Annotated in this window: 18 protein-coding genes and 1 riboswitch; of the genes, 3 read left to right on the forward strand and 15 right to left on the reverse strand. The window is 43.7% G+C overall.

What is annotated here, in order from left to right:
- Nucleotides 1–4 precede the first annotated feature (4 nt).
- Complete coding sequence (locus tag AC58QM_RS22355; RefSeq protein WP_497287113.1) at nt 5–1069, forward strand: AbrB family transcriptional regulator; 1065 nt, start codon at nt 5–7, stop codon at nt 1067–1069.
- Nucleotides 1070–1092: 23 nt separating this feature from the next.
- On the opposite strand, the gene AC58QM_RS22360 is transcribed toward AC58QM_RS22355, so the two are convergent.
- Nucleotides 1093–1641, reverse strand: a complete 549-nt coding sequence (locus tag AC58QM_RS22360) for a GNAT family N-acetyltransferase (protein WP_497287063.1) — start codon at nt 1639–1641, stop codon at nt 1093–1095.
- Complete coding sequence (locus tag AC58QM_RS22365) at nt 1631–2344, reverse strand: aspartate/glutamate racemase family protein (protein WP_497287064.1); 714 nt, start codon at nt 2342–2344, stop codon at nt 1631–1633. Before AC58QM_RS22365 ends, AC58QM_RS22360 begins: the two co-directional genes overlap by 11 nt.
- A gap of 193 nt (nt 2345–2537) precedes the next feature.
- Between AC58QM_RS22365 and AC58QM_RS22370 the strand changes: the two genes are divergently transcribed.
- Nucleotides 2538–5168, forward strand: a complete 2631-nt coding sequence (locus AC58QM_RS22370; protein ID WP_497287065.1) for a hypothetical protein — start codon at nt 2538–2540, stop codon at nt 5166–5168.
- A gap of 337 nt (nt 5169–5505) precedes the next feature.
- Here the strand turns inward: AC58QM_RS22370 and AC58QM_RS22375 are convergent, their stop codons facing one another.
- The 10 genes from AC58QM_RS22375 to AC58QM_RS22420 all read right to left on the reverse strand — a co-directional run bounded on the left by AC58QM_RS22375 (nt 5506) and on the right by AC58QM_RS22420 (nt 14538).
- Complete coding sequence (locus tag AC58QM_RS22375) at nt 5506–6447, reverse strand: methylenetetrahydrofolate reductase (protein ID WP_497287114.1); 942 nt, start codon at nt 6445–6447, stop codon at nt 5506–5508.
- A gap of 114 nt (nt 6448–6561) precedes the next feature.
- Complete coding sequence (locus tag AC58QM_RS22380; RefSeq protein ID WP_497287066.1) at nt 6562–7326, reverse strand: sugar phosphate isomerase/epimerase family protein; 765 nt, start codon at nt 7324–7326, stop codon at nt 6562–6564.
- A 104-nt stretch (nt 7327–7430) separates the two neighbouring features.
- A complete protein-coding gene (locus tag AC58QM_RS22385; RefSeq protein ID WP_497287067.1) occupies nt 7431–7955 on the reverse strand; it encodes a DUF6886 family protein in 525 nt (174 codons plus the stop codon).
- An 18-nt stretch (nt 7956–7973) separates the two neighbouring features.
- The gene (locus tag AC58QM_RS22390) at nt 7974–8825 is read right to left on the reverse strand and encodes a bifunctional 5,10-methylenetetrahydrofolate dehydrogenase/5,10-methenyltetrahydrofolate cyclohydrolase (RefSeq protein ID WP_497287068.1); all 852 of its coding nucleotides are present in this window, start codon (nt 8823–8825) and stop codon (nt 7974–7976) included.
- Nucleotides 8826–8876: 51 nt separating this feature from the next.
- Nucleotides 8877–8954, reverse strand: a riboswitch (ZMP/ZTP riboswitch).
- Nucleotides 8955–9014: 60 nt separating this feature from the next.
- Complete coding sequence (locus AC58QM_RS22395) at nt 9015–10643, reverse strand: hypothetical protein (protein WP_497287069.1); 1629 nt, start codon at nt 10641–10643, stop codon at nt 9015–9017.
- Nucleotides 10644–10695: 52 nt separating this feature from the next.
- On the reverse strand, nt 10696–11622 hold the full coding sequence (locus tag AC58QM_RS22400) for an apurinic/apyrimidinic endonuclease family protein (RefSeq protein WP_497287070.1): 927 nt from the start codon (nt 11620–11622) through the stop codon (nt 10696–10698).
- An 11-nt stretch (nt 11623–11633) separates the two neighbouring features.
- Complete coding sequence (locus tag AC58QM_RS22405; RefSeq protein ID WP_497287071.1) at nt 11634–12092, reverse strand: RidA family protein; 459 nt, start codon at nt 12090–12092, stop codon at nt 11634–11636.
- Nucleotides 12093–12139: 47 nt separating this feature from the next.
- The gene (locus tag AC58QM_RS22410; RefSeq protein WP_497287072.1) at nt 12140–12553 is read right to left on the reverse strand and encodes a hypothetical protein; all 414 of its coding nucleotides are present in this window, start codon (nt 12551–12553) and stop codon (nt 12140–12142) included.
- A 145-nt stretch (nt 12554–12698) separates the two neighbouring features.
- Nucleotides 12699–13151 (reverse strand): YoqH family protein, encoded by a 453-nt coding sequence (locus AC58QM_RS22415; protein ID WP_497287073.1) that lies wholly within the window; start codon nt 13149–13151, stop codon nt 12699–12701.
- A gap of 106 nt (nt 13152–13257) precedes the next feature.
- The gene (locus AC58QM_RS22420) at nt 13258–14538 is read right to left on the reverse strand and encodes an adenylosuccinate synthase (RefSeq protein ID WP_497287074.1); all 1281 of its coding nucleotides are present in this window, start codon (nt 14536–14538) and stop codon (nt 13258–13260) included.
- A 108-nt stretch (nt 14539–14646) separates the two neighbouring features.
- Between AC58QM_RS22420 and AC58QM_RS22425 the strand changes: the two genes are divergently transcribed.
- Nucleotides 14647–15525 (forward strand): LysR family transcriptional regulator, encoded by an 879-nt coding sequence (locus AC58QM_RS22425; RefSeq protein ID WP_497287075.1) that lies wholly within the window; start codon nt 14647–14649, stop codon nt 15523–15525.
- A 21-nt stretch (nt 15526–15546) separates the two neighbouring features.
- Here the strand turns inward: AC58QM_RS22425 and fosB are convergent, their stop codons facing one another.
- From fosB to AC58QM_RS22440, 3 genes are all read right to left on the reverse strand, one after another.
- Nucleotides 15547–15969, reverse strand: coding sequence for a metallothiol transferase FosB (gene fosB / locus AC58QM_RS22430; protein ID WP_497287076.1), 423 nt, complete (start codon nt 15967–15969; stop codon nt 15547–15549).
- A complete protein-coding gene (locus tag AC58QM_RS22435) occupies nt 15966–16886 on the reverse strand; it encodes a DMT family transporter (protein ID WP_497287077.1) in 921 nt (306 codons plus the stop codon). Before AC58QM_RS22435 ends, fosB begins: the two co-directional genes overlap by 4 nt.
- 78 nt (nt 16887–16964) lie before the next feature.
- Nucleotides 16965–17759 (reverse strand): VOC family protein, encoded by a 795-nt coding sequence (locus AC58QM_RS22440; RefSeq protein WP_497287078.1) that lies wholly within the window; start codon nt 17757–17759, stop codon nt 16965–16967.
- Nucleotides 17760–17821 lie beyond the last annotated feature (62 nt).

Raw genomic sequence — 17821 nt, forward strand, 5'->3', positions numbered from 1 at the left:
TGCTCTGATAACTGCCCTTCTAGGCGGATACCTATTTAAACTCTTACATATCCCCATTCCTTGGCTGCTCGGACCGATGATTGCTGTATTACTAGGTTCGAATCTATTCAAAAATCGTTACGCTTGGCCTACCTCCATTAGAAACGCAGGACTCATCATCGTGGGGTATACAATTGGTCTTTCGATGACGGCAGCCGCCTTGCATGAAATGGCCATCCAGCTGCCGTCCATGCTGCTCATGACACTACTCCTTATGCTGCTTTGCGCCATACTTGCCTACTTGATAACCAAGTTGTCCAATATCAACTACAAAACAGCACTTCTTGGCAGCATACCTGGCGGTCTCACCCAGATGGTCATCTTGGCAGAAGAAACGGAAGGCATCCAGCTAACCATTGTGACTGTCCTACAAGTTATCCGACTCATGATGATTGTGGTGTGTGTACCATTGCTGGTGTTTAGCCCGATCATGGGCAATCACAAAATCGTTGAATCGGTAATAAACAGCGTCACTACATCTACTGCAAGTTGGGGATCGCTGATGCCGAATATTTTTCTTTTCGCGGCGGTCAGCATTTTCTGTGCACTTCTAGGAAATAAAATTAATTTCCCAACTGCTTTCTTGCTTGGGCCCGCATTCAGTACTGCGATCCTACAACTTACCGGAATTCATGGACCCGCACTGCCCACCAGTATCATCAATGCAGCCCAAATCATGATCGGCATCCATGTTGGACTCATGTTAAAGCCAGCTCAATTAACTCATAAGCTTCAAATTATTTCGCTGGCTATTGGCAGCAGTGTTGTGCTTTTATTCGGATCATTCGGACTAAGTTATGTCTTTATGAAGCTGCATGCTGTATCCAAATCTACCGCCCTGCTTAGTCTAGCTCCAGGTGGCATGGATCAGATGGGGATCATTGCTCACGAAATCAATGCGAACTTATCTGTCGTTGTTGGCTACCAGTTATTTCGCACATTTTTCATATTCTTCGCTGTACCGCCGCTATTGCGCATGATATTCAAATACAGTGCTGCAAAAAGAGTCATTCGAAACACCCCCTCCTAGTCAGGATGGGGCTGTTTGGCATTTCAGCTATTCGCCCGGTAGGCTTGTTCATGGTACTCCGTAATGTAGCTGAACAATTGCCTACCGTCATCTTGCTGTTGGAACTCACCCAAGCTCAAATACATCGCCCTGTACGTTTCTGGCACCCAAATGTAGGTATGTACATAGTCAGTTAACCGAAATCCAGCCTTTTCCCAGAATCGAATTCGCTCCGCATTCTCTTTACTTAGCTCAGCCTCAACTTCAATAACGATACCATGACAGCCTGCTGTTTCTGCCCACTTACGTATGTCACCCATACATGCCAAACCCACTCCTTGCCCACGCTGAGCACGTCCAACAGCGATATAGTCGATGATAAGTACGTGTGCCGCTTGATTCCAAGCAGTCAACGCCATCGCAATCACATCGGAACCTTCACGCCAGGTGTGCAGCATACAAATGCCTCTTTCGAACATGCTCTGAATGAGCGCACGATTTTTTCTTCCATGTGCTGGAAAAGCTTCCTCATACACATGCTCCGCTTTATCCCATAAGTCTTCATTCCAAGATGTCGTTATTTCATAGATCATCCTTTTCGTACTCCCCTAATGCAAAGTCCACTGCAGATTCAGCATGAATTCTTGTCGTATCGAATAAGGGCACCGCAACATCCTGTTGCGATATTAACAACGTGATTTCGGTGCAGCCCAAAATAACGGCTTCTGCCCCATCTTGGACCAACTGATTGATAATCGTGATATAGGATTGCTTTGACTCTTCCCGAAGGATGCCCAGACATAATTCCTCATAAATAATCTCGTGGACGATCTTTCGTGACGCTTCGTCAGGGACGATGACGTCTAGTCCATATTTTCGCACTAGATTACCTTTATAAAAATCTTGTTCCATCGTAAACGCTGTGCCCAATAAGGCTACTTTCTTTCTACCTGATTGAACAATTTTCTTCGCTGTTGCATCCGCGATATGCAGGAGAGGGATGGCAACTGCCTCTTCCACTTCTTTGGCCATCTTGTGCATAGTATTCGTGCAAATGACGATACAATCCGAACCCGCAGTCTCCAGTTTGCGAGCCGTATCCACCATGATTTGGGTTGCTTCGTCCCACTTCCCCTCATGCTGGAGCGTCTTAATCTCATGAAAATCTACCGAGTACATCAGACTTTTAGCCGAATGATGGCCGCCTAATTTCTCCTTTACACGCTGATTAATGATTTGGTAATAAAGTAAAGATGATTCCCAGCTCATTCCACCGATTAACCCAATTGTCTTCATCCATGAACCCCTCATCATAAACTATTTCCTCATATAATAGCAGAAAGTGGTCCTTATGATAAAATGCTATGTTGCGCTCATCTTTATGAAGGCTTACCATTCAAAGGATTCCCCTTTCTTAAAAATGCAACTTTTTCCTTTTTCTGGCGTTTAATGAGTGTTACTACTTCCTAATAAAGGAGATTTAACCTCAATGAGACGCAAATCAATTGTAGGATTCGCAACGTTACTATGTGCGGCTATTGCTATCATTCCTCTGCCTCTTACCAATGTTCATGCAAACGATCTGCCTGTTGGAACCGTCGTTGGAAGCGTGCTAACAACAGATATTCGTGCTTTCGTAAATGGTAGTGCCATCCGTTCGATGAATATTGACGGCAAAACTGCTGTTTACCTCGAGGATTTGCGAAGTCACGGCTTTCACATTGCATGGGAACCGAATCAGCGCCAAGTTTCCATTTTCCCAGACCCCAACGAATTAGATCCATCAAAGAGCGATCCTAACCTAGGCTTTACTGGCTCAGGGATTGGTATCAAAATCGCCGATGTGGTCGCAACAGATATTCACACATTTGCCTTAGGCAAAGAGATTCCTTCCTACAATGTAGAAGGCAGAACGGCCGTGTTTCTGGAGGATCTCTCACCGCTGCTTGGCGGACTCACGTGGAACGATCAACTACATACCGCGTCCTTCCTGTCGGATACTACCTTGGCTCCTGATCCACGAGCAGTCCAGAGTGTCGAATACCCCTTACAGGTGGAACAAACGTCGAGCACTCGCTTTACCATTCAGTTTCAAGATGACGGCCTTTATGTAGGGGACTCTCTTATTGGATTCGGGCAAGATGGCAGAGCGATGCTCTCGGTAACGAAAATGGCACAATTACTTACCTATCAGACGGAAATCCAAAATCATGAACTTTATTTGTCCGACAAAACTTACGGTTTTCGCATCGCGCCACATCTAGACACAGTTAGTTTATATTGGTTCAATGGTGAAACCAACGAGGTCAAACTCACTTTTCCAACGATAGAACGCGCAGGTGAACTCTACGTTTCTGAATATGATTTAAAACAATTATTCGGTTATTCCGGTAACTGGCAATCGGAGCTGAAGCAATTGGATATCGATTATGCCCATTTCGATGTGAAGGATTTTGGCGTTTCCACACATACGAATAACTATTTGTACACCTTAAAGGGATTATATGTGGGACCAAGTCGTATGGAAATGCCGACAATTTCCATGTTCGTCTCTCGGGACGGTACAAAGTTCGGAAGTAATTCTGAGATTTCGTTAATGGAACAAAAGTCGGCAACCGGATCGCCGATATATCAATTCTCCTCATCTGTGCAGCTTGATTTAGGTAACAATGACATCCAGATCGTCTACCACATTGGGAACCGTATTATATACAGTAACGCTTTCGACAACTCCCTTACACCACTGTTACTGAACCCGGTTATTAATTACAGTGAGAATGGCTTGGGTAGCTTCAGTTCGATCACCTTGGATTCGCCTGAATCCGGACTCATTCACTCTGATAACGGCAACATTGAGCTCAAAGGTGCCGTGCTAAAAGCACAAGGCAGCGGATTACAAGCTGTAATCGAAAAAGAAGACAACGGAACCTGGATTGAACCAGAGACAGCTCTCATTCCTTTTAAAGAGGAACGATTTGCAGCTTCACTGCCGCTAACGCATGGAACGGGGCGATATCGGGTCACACTTCGATCTAATTTGTCTATTCCTTCTCCAAGACAAACTACAACCTACATCGACGTTGCTCGTTTCTATGTTGATTACCGAGAGAACCTCCCCGGCATTCAAGGCATGCAATCATCCGATGGTCTGAGCTGGCGTGATGGGAAGCTGCTGCAGACATCGGATAATGGCCTTTCTTGGCAGGTGGTCATACCGGATGGAATTGCTGACAAAGATCGTCTGCTAGCTGCTAAATTTGAAGTGCCTGTCTGGGGATATGCGGTTTATCTCACAGACGATCCGCAACCAAATCTCATTGCCACTCATCAAGTAGACGATGGAGTCTGGGAATCGGTCGTACTGCCTACGGCAGAAGCATGGGAAACGTCCGCTGATGTTAAACCGATCGTAGCCAATCTATACACGGATCCCGCTTATATCATGCTGACTTCATCAACTAAGGATAATCACACGTTAAAATCACTTTACCGCACCGATGACCGTGGTAAAACTTGGATCCGCGTAGGGAATCTGAGCTCTGACACTATGGGTTCCCCGACTGGTCACAGTTACCGCAATGCGAAAGAGGGCTGGTTAACCACCTTGAAGGATGGCACCAACCATATCCCGCTATATCGCACGCAGGATGGTGGCGAAATCTGGTCGATGCAGCATGTCGACGTCCCCATCGATTTGCAGAAGGGTTATGCTAACGCTTATCCCCCTGTTTTCGATCAAGAAAGCAATTATCACGCTATTTTCATCGCTGAGTTCGTACAGGACAACACGAAAACCTATGTCATTTATGAATCGAGAGATGCCGGCGATACCTGGATCCCGCTCCCTTATCGATTACATGATTTGCAAGACATTCCAGTCCTGCACTTTGATGCCTTGCTTATGGGCAGAGCGATTTCTCAGGATGGCCTAACCATCTACACGATGGATACCTACAACCGTACAGACTGGCAACCGACGAAGCCTACTATTTCGTTGCAAAATGCTACCCAATTTCACCTACGCATGGATGGCTTTGGCTGGGTACTTATAAACGGCAGCGTCTTGGTGACGAAAGATGGTGGTCGGACTTGGGAAGAGCCTGGTGCAACTCGTAATTAATCAACATGTAGAAAGAGGCCGTTTCAAAAGTCGATCTAGACTTTTTGAAACAGCCTCTATTTTCGTTAATGACCTATGAGTATTAAACCTGCTTCCCGCAATCTAACTGGATTTTCTCCATCTATTTGCAGTAGATTTCTTGTATCCGAAAGGTTAACTGTATTTCCTGTAGTTAATTTTCTTCGATTTGATCGATTCCTCAAATATTATTCAAATTAAATGTACTTTTTCCATCTAATCATCAAAACACGCCAAATTCGAGCAAATTAGCTGTAGTAATTACATCTAAACACGAAGAAGCAGTTATCACAAGTTCTTCAAAGAATTATCGTTCCACTTAAAAAACAAACGAAGATCGCATCTTCTTATCCATCATGGCTTTAATCTCATGGACTAATTGAATGGAAGCTTCAATCTCGACTTTGCGCGTGGAGACACTTTCAACACTGCACCCGATCGGAATTCCTTTTTCCAATCCAAATTCGAATAATTCTTCGAAAATTTGTTGCGATACAGCTACCGATTTGTCCAAAACATCATGGGAATATTTCAAATCATTTTCCAACCATTTCGGGATACTGATCCCTAGCCATTTCATAAATTCTAAGGTTTTGGTTGATCCGCAAGGCGCAATATTCATCAAAATCGGCACCATGTCTAGCTTATTTTCTCTACAGTGATAATAATAGTCCGATAAGAAGTTTTTGGACGCTTCCACATTATAGGTTGCTTGCGATATGAAGAAGCGGCTTCCACTCTCTATTTTGCTAGCCATTCTTAGATGCTCATCATCTTTTTTCATGTGTCTTTCCGGAATGACAACGGCACCTAATGTAAGATTATTGTTCAGCTTCTGACTTAACGCATAGGCTTCCGGAAGCCCCATATGAACCTCTTGATTACTAGAAGAGGCGCCAACAAACACGGAAAACCGCTCTTCATCATGATCAGCCCTGATCCAATCTGACAATTGTTCCTCCGTATATTTACCAACACAGCGATAAATAATCTTGGGAACCTTTAGCTTGGACAAATACTCCTTGCTGTAAGTCGTCGGATCAACGGTTTGCAAATACGGGAAAGGACGATCTTGATCAATCCGATCACTTTCCTCCTGCACATCGTAAAGAATTAAGCCATCTATTTGAAGCTTCTGAAGCCGCTCACATTGCTTTTGTGAAATTTCAGCCATTTTCTCTAGGGATTGTGTTTCTTTCGGCGGCGTCATCCCATAGGTAAGGATACCTGTTTCTCTTCGCAGTATTTTGTCTTTTAGCATATGTGTCACAACCTTATCTCTCTAATTCCCGAAAAAATGAAATCATAGCAAACTACTCGGTATTCTATAGTTCGACCCCCAAATACCGTATTCCTCTTCAAATCGGAATACCCGTTAAAGGAACTTACTACGCATAAAGGCCAAACTTGCTGCAAACTCCTTCTCTGGATCATGCACCGTACACTCAGCGGAAATCATACCTTTATACCCGGATGCATGCAAGGCCGTAACGAATTGATCATAGGGATACTGTCCAGTCCCAGGGGACAATCGTCCTGTATCGGCAAGATGAATATGTTGGAGCCATTCTTTATTTTCGATAAGGGTAGTGATTGAATCCTGTTCTTCATCCATATGGTAGAAATCAGCCAAAACCCGTATGGAGGGATGATTTACTTGTTTAGCAAAAGCTACCGCCTCAGAAACTGTGTTGATTATGTTAGATTCCTTGCGATTCAAAGGCTCTATAGCCAATGAAACACTTGTATCTTGGAATTCTTCACCGATGACAGAGAGTAATTGAAGCAGCTGTTCCTCTGCGCGATTGCGCTCCCAACCGTCCGGGATTTGACGTGCTTTTCCACTTCCCAATACGGCTGTCTGAGCTCCTATCTTATTTAAAGCGCTTGCAGCTTTATGAACATAACGACGGATTCGTTCTTCATCCGCTTCTGGACCTACCACTTTCAAGTCTCCAGGAAAAAATATACTGAAAGCTTGCACCGGCAATGGACTGTTCACGTACAAAGGAAGCTTGGTGTTGAAGTCCGCCTCATCCTCTAAATTTAATGATACGAGAGCGCATTCCATATAATCGAAGCCAATACGTTGAAGTCTTTCCGCTTCCTGAATTCCACTGCACCATCCAAATTTATACATGTCCATTCCTCCCTATCGTTACTTACTCTTTTAATATAGCAAAAAAACCAAAGAATAGGATCATGAATTTGTCCAATTCTTTGGCTATTTTATCTAGAAGGTATTTAGAGTTCTCGCTGCTCCGCAAATCCCATTCTACACATGGAATAATTGAAACTCGCTTGCTGAATTTTATCAGACAAGTCCCATAAATTATTCAAAATGCGAACTTCCACGTTTCTTCTAAAGAGCTCTCCGAACAAATCTCGAATTTCAACTTTATGGATAGGTATTTGTGACTTCTCACTCACATAGTACCCAGCTCCAGGATCTAGCGAGTAAAAATCGGTCGAATCAAGTTCGTACAAATATAGCGTTGTCTGTTTCATAATATCAAACCATTTATGCTCGATAGCAACAACATGCGTCGTTGACTGCGAGGAAATAAAGTGTCTTTTATCTTCATCAGAAGTGGTTTCATTGCAATGATAGGTCACTCTTGGACAATTCCGAGGTGTCAGAAAATTAGGTAGGCATTGTTCATTAATCGCCCATACTAATCCTTTTTCTGGATCCAAGTCTTTTCTTGTAGGAATTCTAGGGTTAAAAATAGCAATGTCTTTCTCTTCGCTTACGTGAAATAATTTCACCTATGCTCCTGCCCCCTATCATCTAGAATTCACATACTTCTCCGCTGCATCAACTGTATGTTTCAATAAGGTTGCTATAGTAACGGGTCCTACTCCCGCAGGAACAGGTGTAATCGCTGATGCCTTCACGCGACAAGCCTCATAATCAACATCTCCAATGTTGCCTGGATTATATCCCGCATCCATCACGACCGCTCCTGGTTTAATCCAATCTCCTTGCACAAAATTCGGTTTACCAACAGCCGCTACCACAATGTCCGCTAATCGAACCATGTCTCCCACATTCGACGTCTTTGAGTGACAGATGGTTACAGTTGCGTTCCGATTTAATAGCATCATAGAAACCGGCTTCCCCAGAATGGGACTTCTGCCAATCACCACAGCGTGTTTGCCCTCTATGGGAATCTGGTAATCATCCATAATGGCTAGGATAGCCGCTGGTGTACAGGATGGAAAAGCAGCAATGCCGAAGGCATTTTGAGCAAAACCTTGTGTCGTTACGCCATCTACATCCTTATCCATATGAATCGCTTCAAATGCCGCCCTTTCATCAATATGATGAGGGACAGGATGTTGAAGCAAAATCCCATGCACACTTGGGTCAGCATTCAGTTTCTGAATGGCAGCGATTAATTCTTCAGTCGTTGTATGCGCGGGTAGCTCAACTCGAATAGAACGGATACCCAGTCGTTTACACGCATTTCCTTTCATTTTCACATAAGTAGCTGAAGAAGGATCATCGCCAACTAAAATCGTCGCTAGGCAAGGTGTGACCCCTTTCAAAGCTAACTGACTAATTCTACTTATCAGCGCCTCTTTCATGTTCGTTGCCACCCGATTACCGTCCAAGATTACTGTTTCCACATTCATCTCATCATTCCTCCCAAGGTAAGAACATAAAGAGGTAAGGGGAATTCCCCTTACCTCTGCCCAGGCGTACGGCTATTATCGGTGTGCTCCCTCATGGTTACCCATGCTCCGCCAGTTACACATCGTTTATTGATAGGTATATCATAGCAATCCATTCCCCTATGTTCAACATGTTTGTCAAAAAAATGACTATAAAGATGCTGGTGACAGGAAGAACGAATACCACAAATTCGTCATGAATACATCAAGCACAACAAAGTAGAACATCTCGAGCCCTACATTTCGCTCAGATAAACCTCTTCGCCATAAGCGAGTTACACCATAAGAAATGACAGCAAAAATAGCGAGTAACAACAAGCCAGCCCACACAGATTGCAAGCTATCTGGCATGACTTGCAGAGCCATTGATTTTCGAAAATCCCCAATAAAAAGGGCTTTGACGATGAGATACATCGCAAGGGATATCCCAAAATGCCGCTTGGCATGCTCATCATAATGATATTGCCAAAATACACTGATAATGACTAAATAAAGGCCAGGTAGTAAAATCCATTTTAAGCTTATAAGTGCCGTGAGAACGCCAATCCCCCAAAAAAGCGGTAAGTTTCCAGCTGCTTCTTGCAAATCCTCTGTGCCTATATGGTTCATACGCTCCAAATAAGGTATCTGATCTGTTGCGTAATAAACGCGATAGGACTCCGCATTCACGGCATCCAGCCAAACAGCTAATGAACTATCTGCTCTTGTCGCTAAGCTCGGATAGGACGCGAATCCACTGAATTGACTAATCCGAGCAGAATCTCTCATTTTACCATCCTTGAAACTAACTTTGTACACCTCTTGACTCGTTTGGCGCCTATTTTTCTCATAAACAGACGATACCACAAGCGTAACTTCGCCAGAGGAAGATTGTGTGAAGGAAGGATGCAAAATCGTATCCGAATCGCTCTTAGTCGTGACAGGCAGGTTGATAACATCATCTACCAACTTATCTGGTTGATTCGAAGGGAATGTAAGCAAGTGCAACGTACTCTTCCCAGATTTACGAGAACTCGTCGTATACACCGTCATCATTGATGAACCATCGACTGCCAGCGCTATATCATCTAAACTACTCGTTGCATAATCGACATCCTTTAACTTGCGCTGTACAAGCGGTTTCCAAGTTTCTGATGCGAGTTGAACGTAATGAAAAGATTCATTGCCTTCTTTACTGATTGCGTAGACGAGTGAAAGACTGCCGGTCGCATCCCGATGTCCTTGGATATGTCTGATATTGGGGATATCAAGCTGGGACCAAGTTAGCTTCTCATTCGGATGAAAAGCACTCACATACAGTGTTGTATCATTGTAAGCCAACAGGATGCTTTCCCCTTGAGAATTCTTTACCGTTTGAACAGCCGTAATTTCATTGGCATTCATTACGAACATCGGCGACCAAGCGCCGTTCTTCCACTCGCTCGTATATAGCTGATTTCCGTCCCCAATCCAAACCACATGATCCTTATCTAATTGCCTATAGGAACGAAATGAACCCTCAGCAGGTAAGCCGCGTGTTTCCGAAGTACGCTGCCCCTTATCATCAATCGTGACCAATTCAATCGTTTTTCCTGCCAAATACGCAAAGCTGCGATCGCCAACCATTTGCACAGGTTCACCGATCGTTGCTACTTGCGTTAATTCCGTTGCACGGCCAAAAGGTTCTGGATATGGCTTTACATTTTCATTCGCCAACATGAACGTTTGAATCAAACCGATGACGATGATCGCCGCCAAAAAAGGAACATACGTAAACAGCTTCCATCTTGATTTCTTCACTTCGTAAAAACCTCCAAAACTTTCATACTGCCCTAGTAGTTAAAATGATTGCTTAATAAGAATGATTGCTGCGTATTAATTTTCCATTGTTCAATAAACGCGCCACCCAATCATAACATTGATTCAATTGATCTTCACTAATAAAATCAGAACGGTGCTCAAACATGATTTTCACTTGATCATTCTGCTCAGCAACTATCGCGAGATAATCCTCAATAGGGGCCCAACCGTCTCGTGGATCCAATTCAGGTAGGACAGGATGACGCGAATTGGAAATTGTATCCTTAATTTGCACTGTACTTAGATGAATCGAATAGGCATAACGGGCAAATTTATGTATCACTTTTCTAGCATCAAAGTATGGGTCTACCTTTTCCTGTAAATACAGTCTCGCTGTATCTAGACAAACTTTGATTTGGGGATACTTCCCTAACAGCTCCTCAAGAAAAGTCGTATCATAGATATATCGATTCAACGCATCAAATTCAAGAACAGGGATGAAGCCATACGCTTCGCTTTTCATAGTCAACCATTGAAAAAGCACTTCTGTTCTTTCGATTAATTCTGTAAGTGTCATCTCATTTTCAGACATATACTCCGATTTGTCAGAGAATCTCCACGTACGCCAATCTACCCGATCATCCAGAACAACAGGCTTCGGATAGTGAAAAAGGATGTACGTTGGGTTCATGGAAGCAAGGTACTCCAGCTCACTCTGCACCCAAGCATAGGCGGATTCTCTCATCTCAGGCGTATTTGCCAGGAATAAAGCATCTCGCATGTTAGATACATGAGGACGTAATGGAAAATGAATCCCCACTTGAAAATGGTTGCGTTGCGCGGCTAGTATAAGCTTTTGCGTATCTTCTTCTGACTCAAATAAGCAAGCTTCTATCCCGAAAAAACCTTCGCGGAAATCCCTCTTCATTTTAGACTCATCAAAACTTCCGTATTGACCAATCAGGAATCGATTCATCATAGGCATCCCTCCTATTCTACAAATTCAAAAATAGAATCTACTATGATCGGCAGATTGTCTCTCAAAGAAACGGCTCCAAAAACAGATCTTGCATGCACACCATTCTCTCCAAATACATCTAACATGAGATCCGAACAACCATTCAACACTTTGTGATGCTCCTCAAATTCTGGGACTGCATTGACAAATCCTTGCAGCTTCACCACTTGTTTAATGCGTGATAGAGAACCGACCGCAGACTGCAGAACAGCTAGAATCTCAATACCAGTTAATCTAGCAAATTCATACCCTTCTTCGGTCGTATAGTCTCTCCCTAGTTTTCCCTTGGGACTGCCTAAAGGACCTTTTCCCGAAACGTACAATAAACCGTTCACCTTCACAAAATTAGCATATTTCGCTGCTGGTTCACTTGCTATGGGTAGGACGATTCCTAGGGCTTTTAATCTTTGAGCAATGGTTTGTTCGGACATATGGAATCCTCCTAAGCTACTATGAGATTATCTTACTTATAACCGCTTCATGGCCCAGAACTCAAGCTCTTTATTTGATATTCACCATTTAACTTTTGAAGCGTTACGTAATGCTTACGGTTTATGATCCATCCATCCTCGGTCCGTTCTCCGCCGCCAGCAAGGATGAATTCGATCGATGCTGGTAATATATCGTAGGAGACAATAAAGTAGGTATGTTCATCATTTTGTAAAATGAGAATATCATCGTGAATCTTATACTTTAAAATTCTTTTACTCGCGGATACCGATGCTTGCTCATCCAAATCTAATTGGGCTGCAAATAGTTTCTTTACAATCGGCTTCAATTCATCTTGTTGTTGGATACTCATCTCACTAGTTGGAGCTATAACGGCATGGGCTGTGCAACCTGTCATACAGCTTACACTTGCAAGTAAGATAAGGGTTTTCAACCACTTCATGATATCACCTCGTCTACTATCTAATTGTTGTTTTAATACAACATAATCGTTATATTACTTTATCTAGTATGGCCAACAACCCATATTTTAACAATTCACTTCATTAGACGAGGTGTAACACCGATAAGTTTCACAAAAATCTCAATTATTTACAAACATTCATCGGACTGGATAAAACAACTGGCCCAAGCTTTCCTGTTTTCCCATTGGAGAGTCGAATCTCCATCGTGCTTTTCGTTACATCCGCTGTAATATCATCCAATCTTCCTGCCCAAGTCGGTCCTCCATCTTGAGGTGTTGGGTACAGCTTGAACCGCCAACTAATCTCATTCGGAATAAACGTAAATCCTTCATATCCATCGTAGTCTCCAAGTGTTGAGGGGACAGGTAAGTGATTCGCAAGCATGCTGATACTGGTACGAGGAAAACTTGGTGTGAGCTTCACTTTGTAGACGAGCGCCGCTCCTTTGGCATTCGCATTGTCCATAGCGATAGGCTCAAGCACTGCACTGCAAGGCATGGGTACTTCGGCCTTACTGCATGCTGGACGAATCGACACACATCCCGCAATCAACATAACCGTCATTATTTTCTTCATCGCTATCCCTCCATCGGTTTCATATGGTTATTTTTCCTACTTCCCCGATTTCTATGACGTTTAGGAAAAAGCCACCTCCCGGTGGCTGCTTCCTTTTGATGCGTGGTTATCTTGGAATTACTTGCTCACGTCTTGGTCCGACCGAAACGGTTGCAATCTTCACCCCGATCGCAGATTCTACGAAATCAATATAGTTTCTCGCCTCTAGCGGCAGGTCTTCCATGCGTTGAACTTGAGAAATATCGCATTTCCACCCAGGCAAGCGAGTCAATATAGGCTTTGCCGAATCCATTATCGCTGTGACTGGAAACCGTTCAACGATCGAACCATCTCCCAGTTCATATCCGACACAGACTGGAATTTCATCCAAGTAGCCTAATACGTCCAAATTGGTTAGAACAACACTTGTCGCTCCTTGTATCATACAGCCGTATCTTGTGGCAACCAGATCCAACCACCCCATCCGTCTTGGACGCTTGGTATTGACACCATATTCACCAGCGTCGCCCCCACGACGACGTAATTCTTCCGCTTCGCTCCCCTCCAGCTCCGTGACGAAAGGTCCCGCTCCGACGCAGCTAGAATAGGCTTTTACTACCGCGAACACATTCGTTATTGAACTAGCAGGTAGACCTGCACCAACTGGAGCAAAACCTGCAAGGGTCGAGGATGATGTTGAGTACGGATAGATGCCATGATCTGGATCACGCAAGGCACCGAGCTGTCCTTCCACTAAGATGGACTCTCCCTTTGCATTCGCTTGTTGGAGTAGTGTTGTCGTATCACACACATACGGAGCAATGCGTTCAGCCTGCAACAGCAGCTGCGCCATAAGTTCATCCACCTGAATCGCCGGCTGTCCATAGAGGTGTTGGAGTAACACATTTTTCGATGTGAGCAAATGTTCCAATCGGGCCTGTAATCGATTCTGATCATATAAATCGGCTACCTGAATGCCGAGCTTCGCATATTTGTCGGCGTAAAATGGCGCGATCCCACGCTTAGTGGAACCATAACTGAGTGCGCCAAGCCGCTCTTCTTCGAGTTCATCTAAGCGTTGATGAACTGACAATACGACTTGAGCTCGCTCAGAAATAACCAACTTCGGTTGAGGAACACCTCTCCCTGCAAGTGCCTCTAATTCACTTATTAATATATCCACATCAAGAGCCGTTCCCGGCCCGATCACATTCGTTACATGTGAATAAAACACACCAGAAGGCAGCATCCGCAAAGCGAATTTCCCGAAATCGTTAATGATCGTGTGACCAGCATTGCTTCCACCTTGGTATCTTACAACGAAGGATGATTGTGCAGCTAAAACATCCGTCATCTTCCCCTTGCCCTCGTCTCCCCAATTCGCACCTACAATTGCAGTTACTGTCAAATTGAACGCCTCCAACACTTGTTTTGTCTTACACCGCTTATTATAATGGCTCTAATGACATTAGAATAATTGATATAAGTAATATCAGATATAAAGTGAGGTAATATAATGGACGTTAATTTGGAGTGGTATCGGGTCTTCTATTGGACCACCAAGACCGGCAGTTTGTCGAAAGCGGCTGAAGTGCTTCACATCACCCAACCCGCAGTGAGTCACACGATCAAGCAGCTTGAGAACGTGCTTGGTGGGCAACTCTTTTTTCGTACGGCGAAGGGAGTCACGTTAACCGTTGAAGGTGAAGTGTTATTTCGTTATGTAGAACAAGCCTTTAGCTTTATGAAAATCGGCGAGAAAGCTATCGCCGACATGCATAGCTTACAAAGCGGAGAAATCAATATCGGAGCTAGCGATACCCTTTGTAAATATTATCTCCTACCTTATCTCGAAGCCTTTCACAATCAGCATCCAGGCGTGAAAATACGGGTTACAAACCGTACGACGCCTGAAACGTTAGCCTTGCTCAAAGAAGGCAAAATCGATTTCGGGATCGTTAGTCTGCCCGCTTCGGACAAACAAATTGAGTTCCGAGAAAGCTCCTCGATTCAAGATTGTCTTGTCGGCGGCAAAGCCTATGCACACCTTGCTGGTAATCCGATAGCGTTAGCAGATTTACATGCACACCCGCTGCTATTATTGGAACATACGGCGAGCACGAGGCGCTATATCGAGGACTTTGCTGCTTCGAAGGGCGTAACACTCTCACCCGAATTCGAGCTGGGCAGCATCGATCTTCTCGTTCAATTCGCCAAACGTGGTTTCGGACTGGCTTTTGTCATTGGCAATTATATCGCTGAGGAGCTTGCTTCAGGCGAGTTAATTGAAATCCCTTTAACCCAACCTCTTCCTGCACGCCAAATAGGACTTGCAACACTTCGGGGAGTTCCACTCTCCGCGGCGTCGAAGTCTTTTATGGCCTTGCTACCTTAATCTCAAGATACTCTCGCTTATTTATTCATAAAACACCATATGAGATTTATCCGCTTTGTAATATGCGAGTCTATCCATCAGCGTCCCTGTGTGGAATTCAAACTTGTGTCCGTCAGGGTCCGTGAAATAAATGGACCTTTTATCTCGCTCATCTCTGGTTCGACCAGGAAGCAGGGATACATTCAGCTGGCGAAGTTTTTCTACTAAATCATCAAAATCACACTCATCAACCGTAAACGCGATATGGGTATACGAATATTGAATATCCTGACGTGGAATATCTTTCTCTTGATTCAATGCCAACCACTGTCCGTTCAAGTCAAAGTAGGCCAAATTTCTTCCTTTTACCAATAGCTTCGCATCAAAGACCTGTTGATAAAAGTCAATTGATTTCTCTAAATCGGAGACGGAGAAAAGCAAATGATTAATCGCTCCTATTTTCATATAACGATCCCCTTTCGCTTATGAATGACTTCTCCCACTCTTTGTACCGGAACACTGAACAGAATAAGAATAGCCGATAGACCATCCATCCAAGTCAGCCGCTCTCCTAACATCAACATAATAAATACAAGTGTGACAAAAGGAGCAAAGAAGGTGAAACTCGCAATGAGTGACGCAGATGAATACTTCAATGCTCTGAAATACAAGAAAAATCCGAAAACAATATTGCTGAGGCAGAGCCATAAGACACCATAGAAGTCGACCATTTGAAGCAACTTGCCCTGTGAATAAACCAGCATCCCTACAATCGCCAGCAGCCAAGCTACCAATGTGATGACAAAGGTACTCATTAGCATATCTTTCTTGTTTTTCTTCACTAGATTCGTAAACAACCCCCAACTCACCGCAGCAGAAATCGCCAAAAGATCGCCCTCAAGGTTTGTAAAACTGAAATTGGAGAAATTACCTTTTGTTATCAATAAAATGGTTCCCATAAAACCCATAAAAATAGAGAAAATTTTGTAGCGATTGAGTTTCTCTTTATGGATGGGGATGGCGAAAATCACGATAAAAATGGGAAATAAATAGTTTAACATGGACGCTTCTACTGCAGGTATGAGTTCTAGGGATTTTAGATAGAGAAAGTCGTATAAGAACGTAAAAACTCCGTAGGCAAGCACTAGCATCCACTCCGAAAATGTCCATGATTGGAAGATAGATCCTCTCGTTTTGATGAGTACAATGACTGCAAAAATAACTACACCGATGCCGTACATATAAAATAATACCTGATAGCTGTCTAATTGGTTCAAAACCAATTTACTCACGGCAGCAACCGATCCCCATATTAGCAGCAAAAGGGGCATGAGTACAAAGGGATTCTGGGTGACATGTAATCGTTTATCATCACTTAACACGATAAATGGACTCCTTAAGCACGCTATTTTCCTTGCCCGAGTCCAATCTTACCTGATTTTCAAAGAAAAATTCAACTTTCATGCAAAAGGCAAATTCAACTGGACAGGTACATTTTCAGGAAAGGATGTAACTCTTAGATGTATACAGTAGGCATCCAACTTAAAAATAAGTTCTCCCGCTGCTGTTAGCTCACAAAGAATGCCAGCTTCGTCTAGCCTTTCTTGCACTTGTTTGATAAAAGCATGGCTGCTTACGCCAAAAGTGACAACCATGGCTGTTGGTTGCAAAGCCTTCATTGCAATCGGAATCCATTTGCGTTTCGTCGAAGGGATCACGGCATGCGCAGTGCCACCAATCGCAAAGCAGAAGTTATCCATCACTTTATCTAATTTAAAATGAAAAAGACGTACGAACATCTCCCGATACGCGACAACATCCTCTACCGGAAAACCGACTTCTCGCAAGTATAGGATGCTGAGATCACCATGAGCCTGTAAGATCCCCTCCTTGACATAGGAATGTGCAATGATTTCTAGCAAGTTCCCATCTCCATCGCGGAAATACACATTCTTTCCCGTTTCGAACTGGTCGATGCTTCGACCATCTGGCCAGTTTAGAAGAGTAACACCCGCAGCTTGCAGCTTGCTGACAACCGCATCAAATTCCGAATACGGGACTTCGAATGCGACATGCACAGGATGTAGAGCTGTTTCAGTTTCTTTACATGTTAAGGTGAAGTCGCCCGTTGGCTGAAAACGGATTTCATCCTGGGATTCCCAGATCACTGGAAATTTCAACTGTTCGCGATAAAATTGCTTCGCGCCCTGCAAGGAAACTGTCGGTAATTGCAGCCCAGCATAATGAGTAATCATGACTCCCACAACCTCTCTGAAGGCATTCATTTGTCCCTTTCACTTAGTATACATTTATGTAT

It is taken from the genome of Paenibacillus sp. J22P165, from assembly GCF_059692015.1.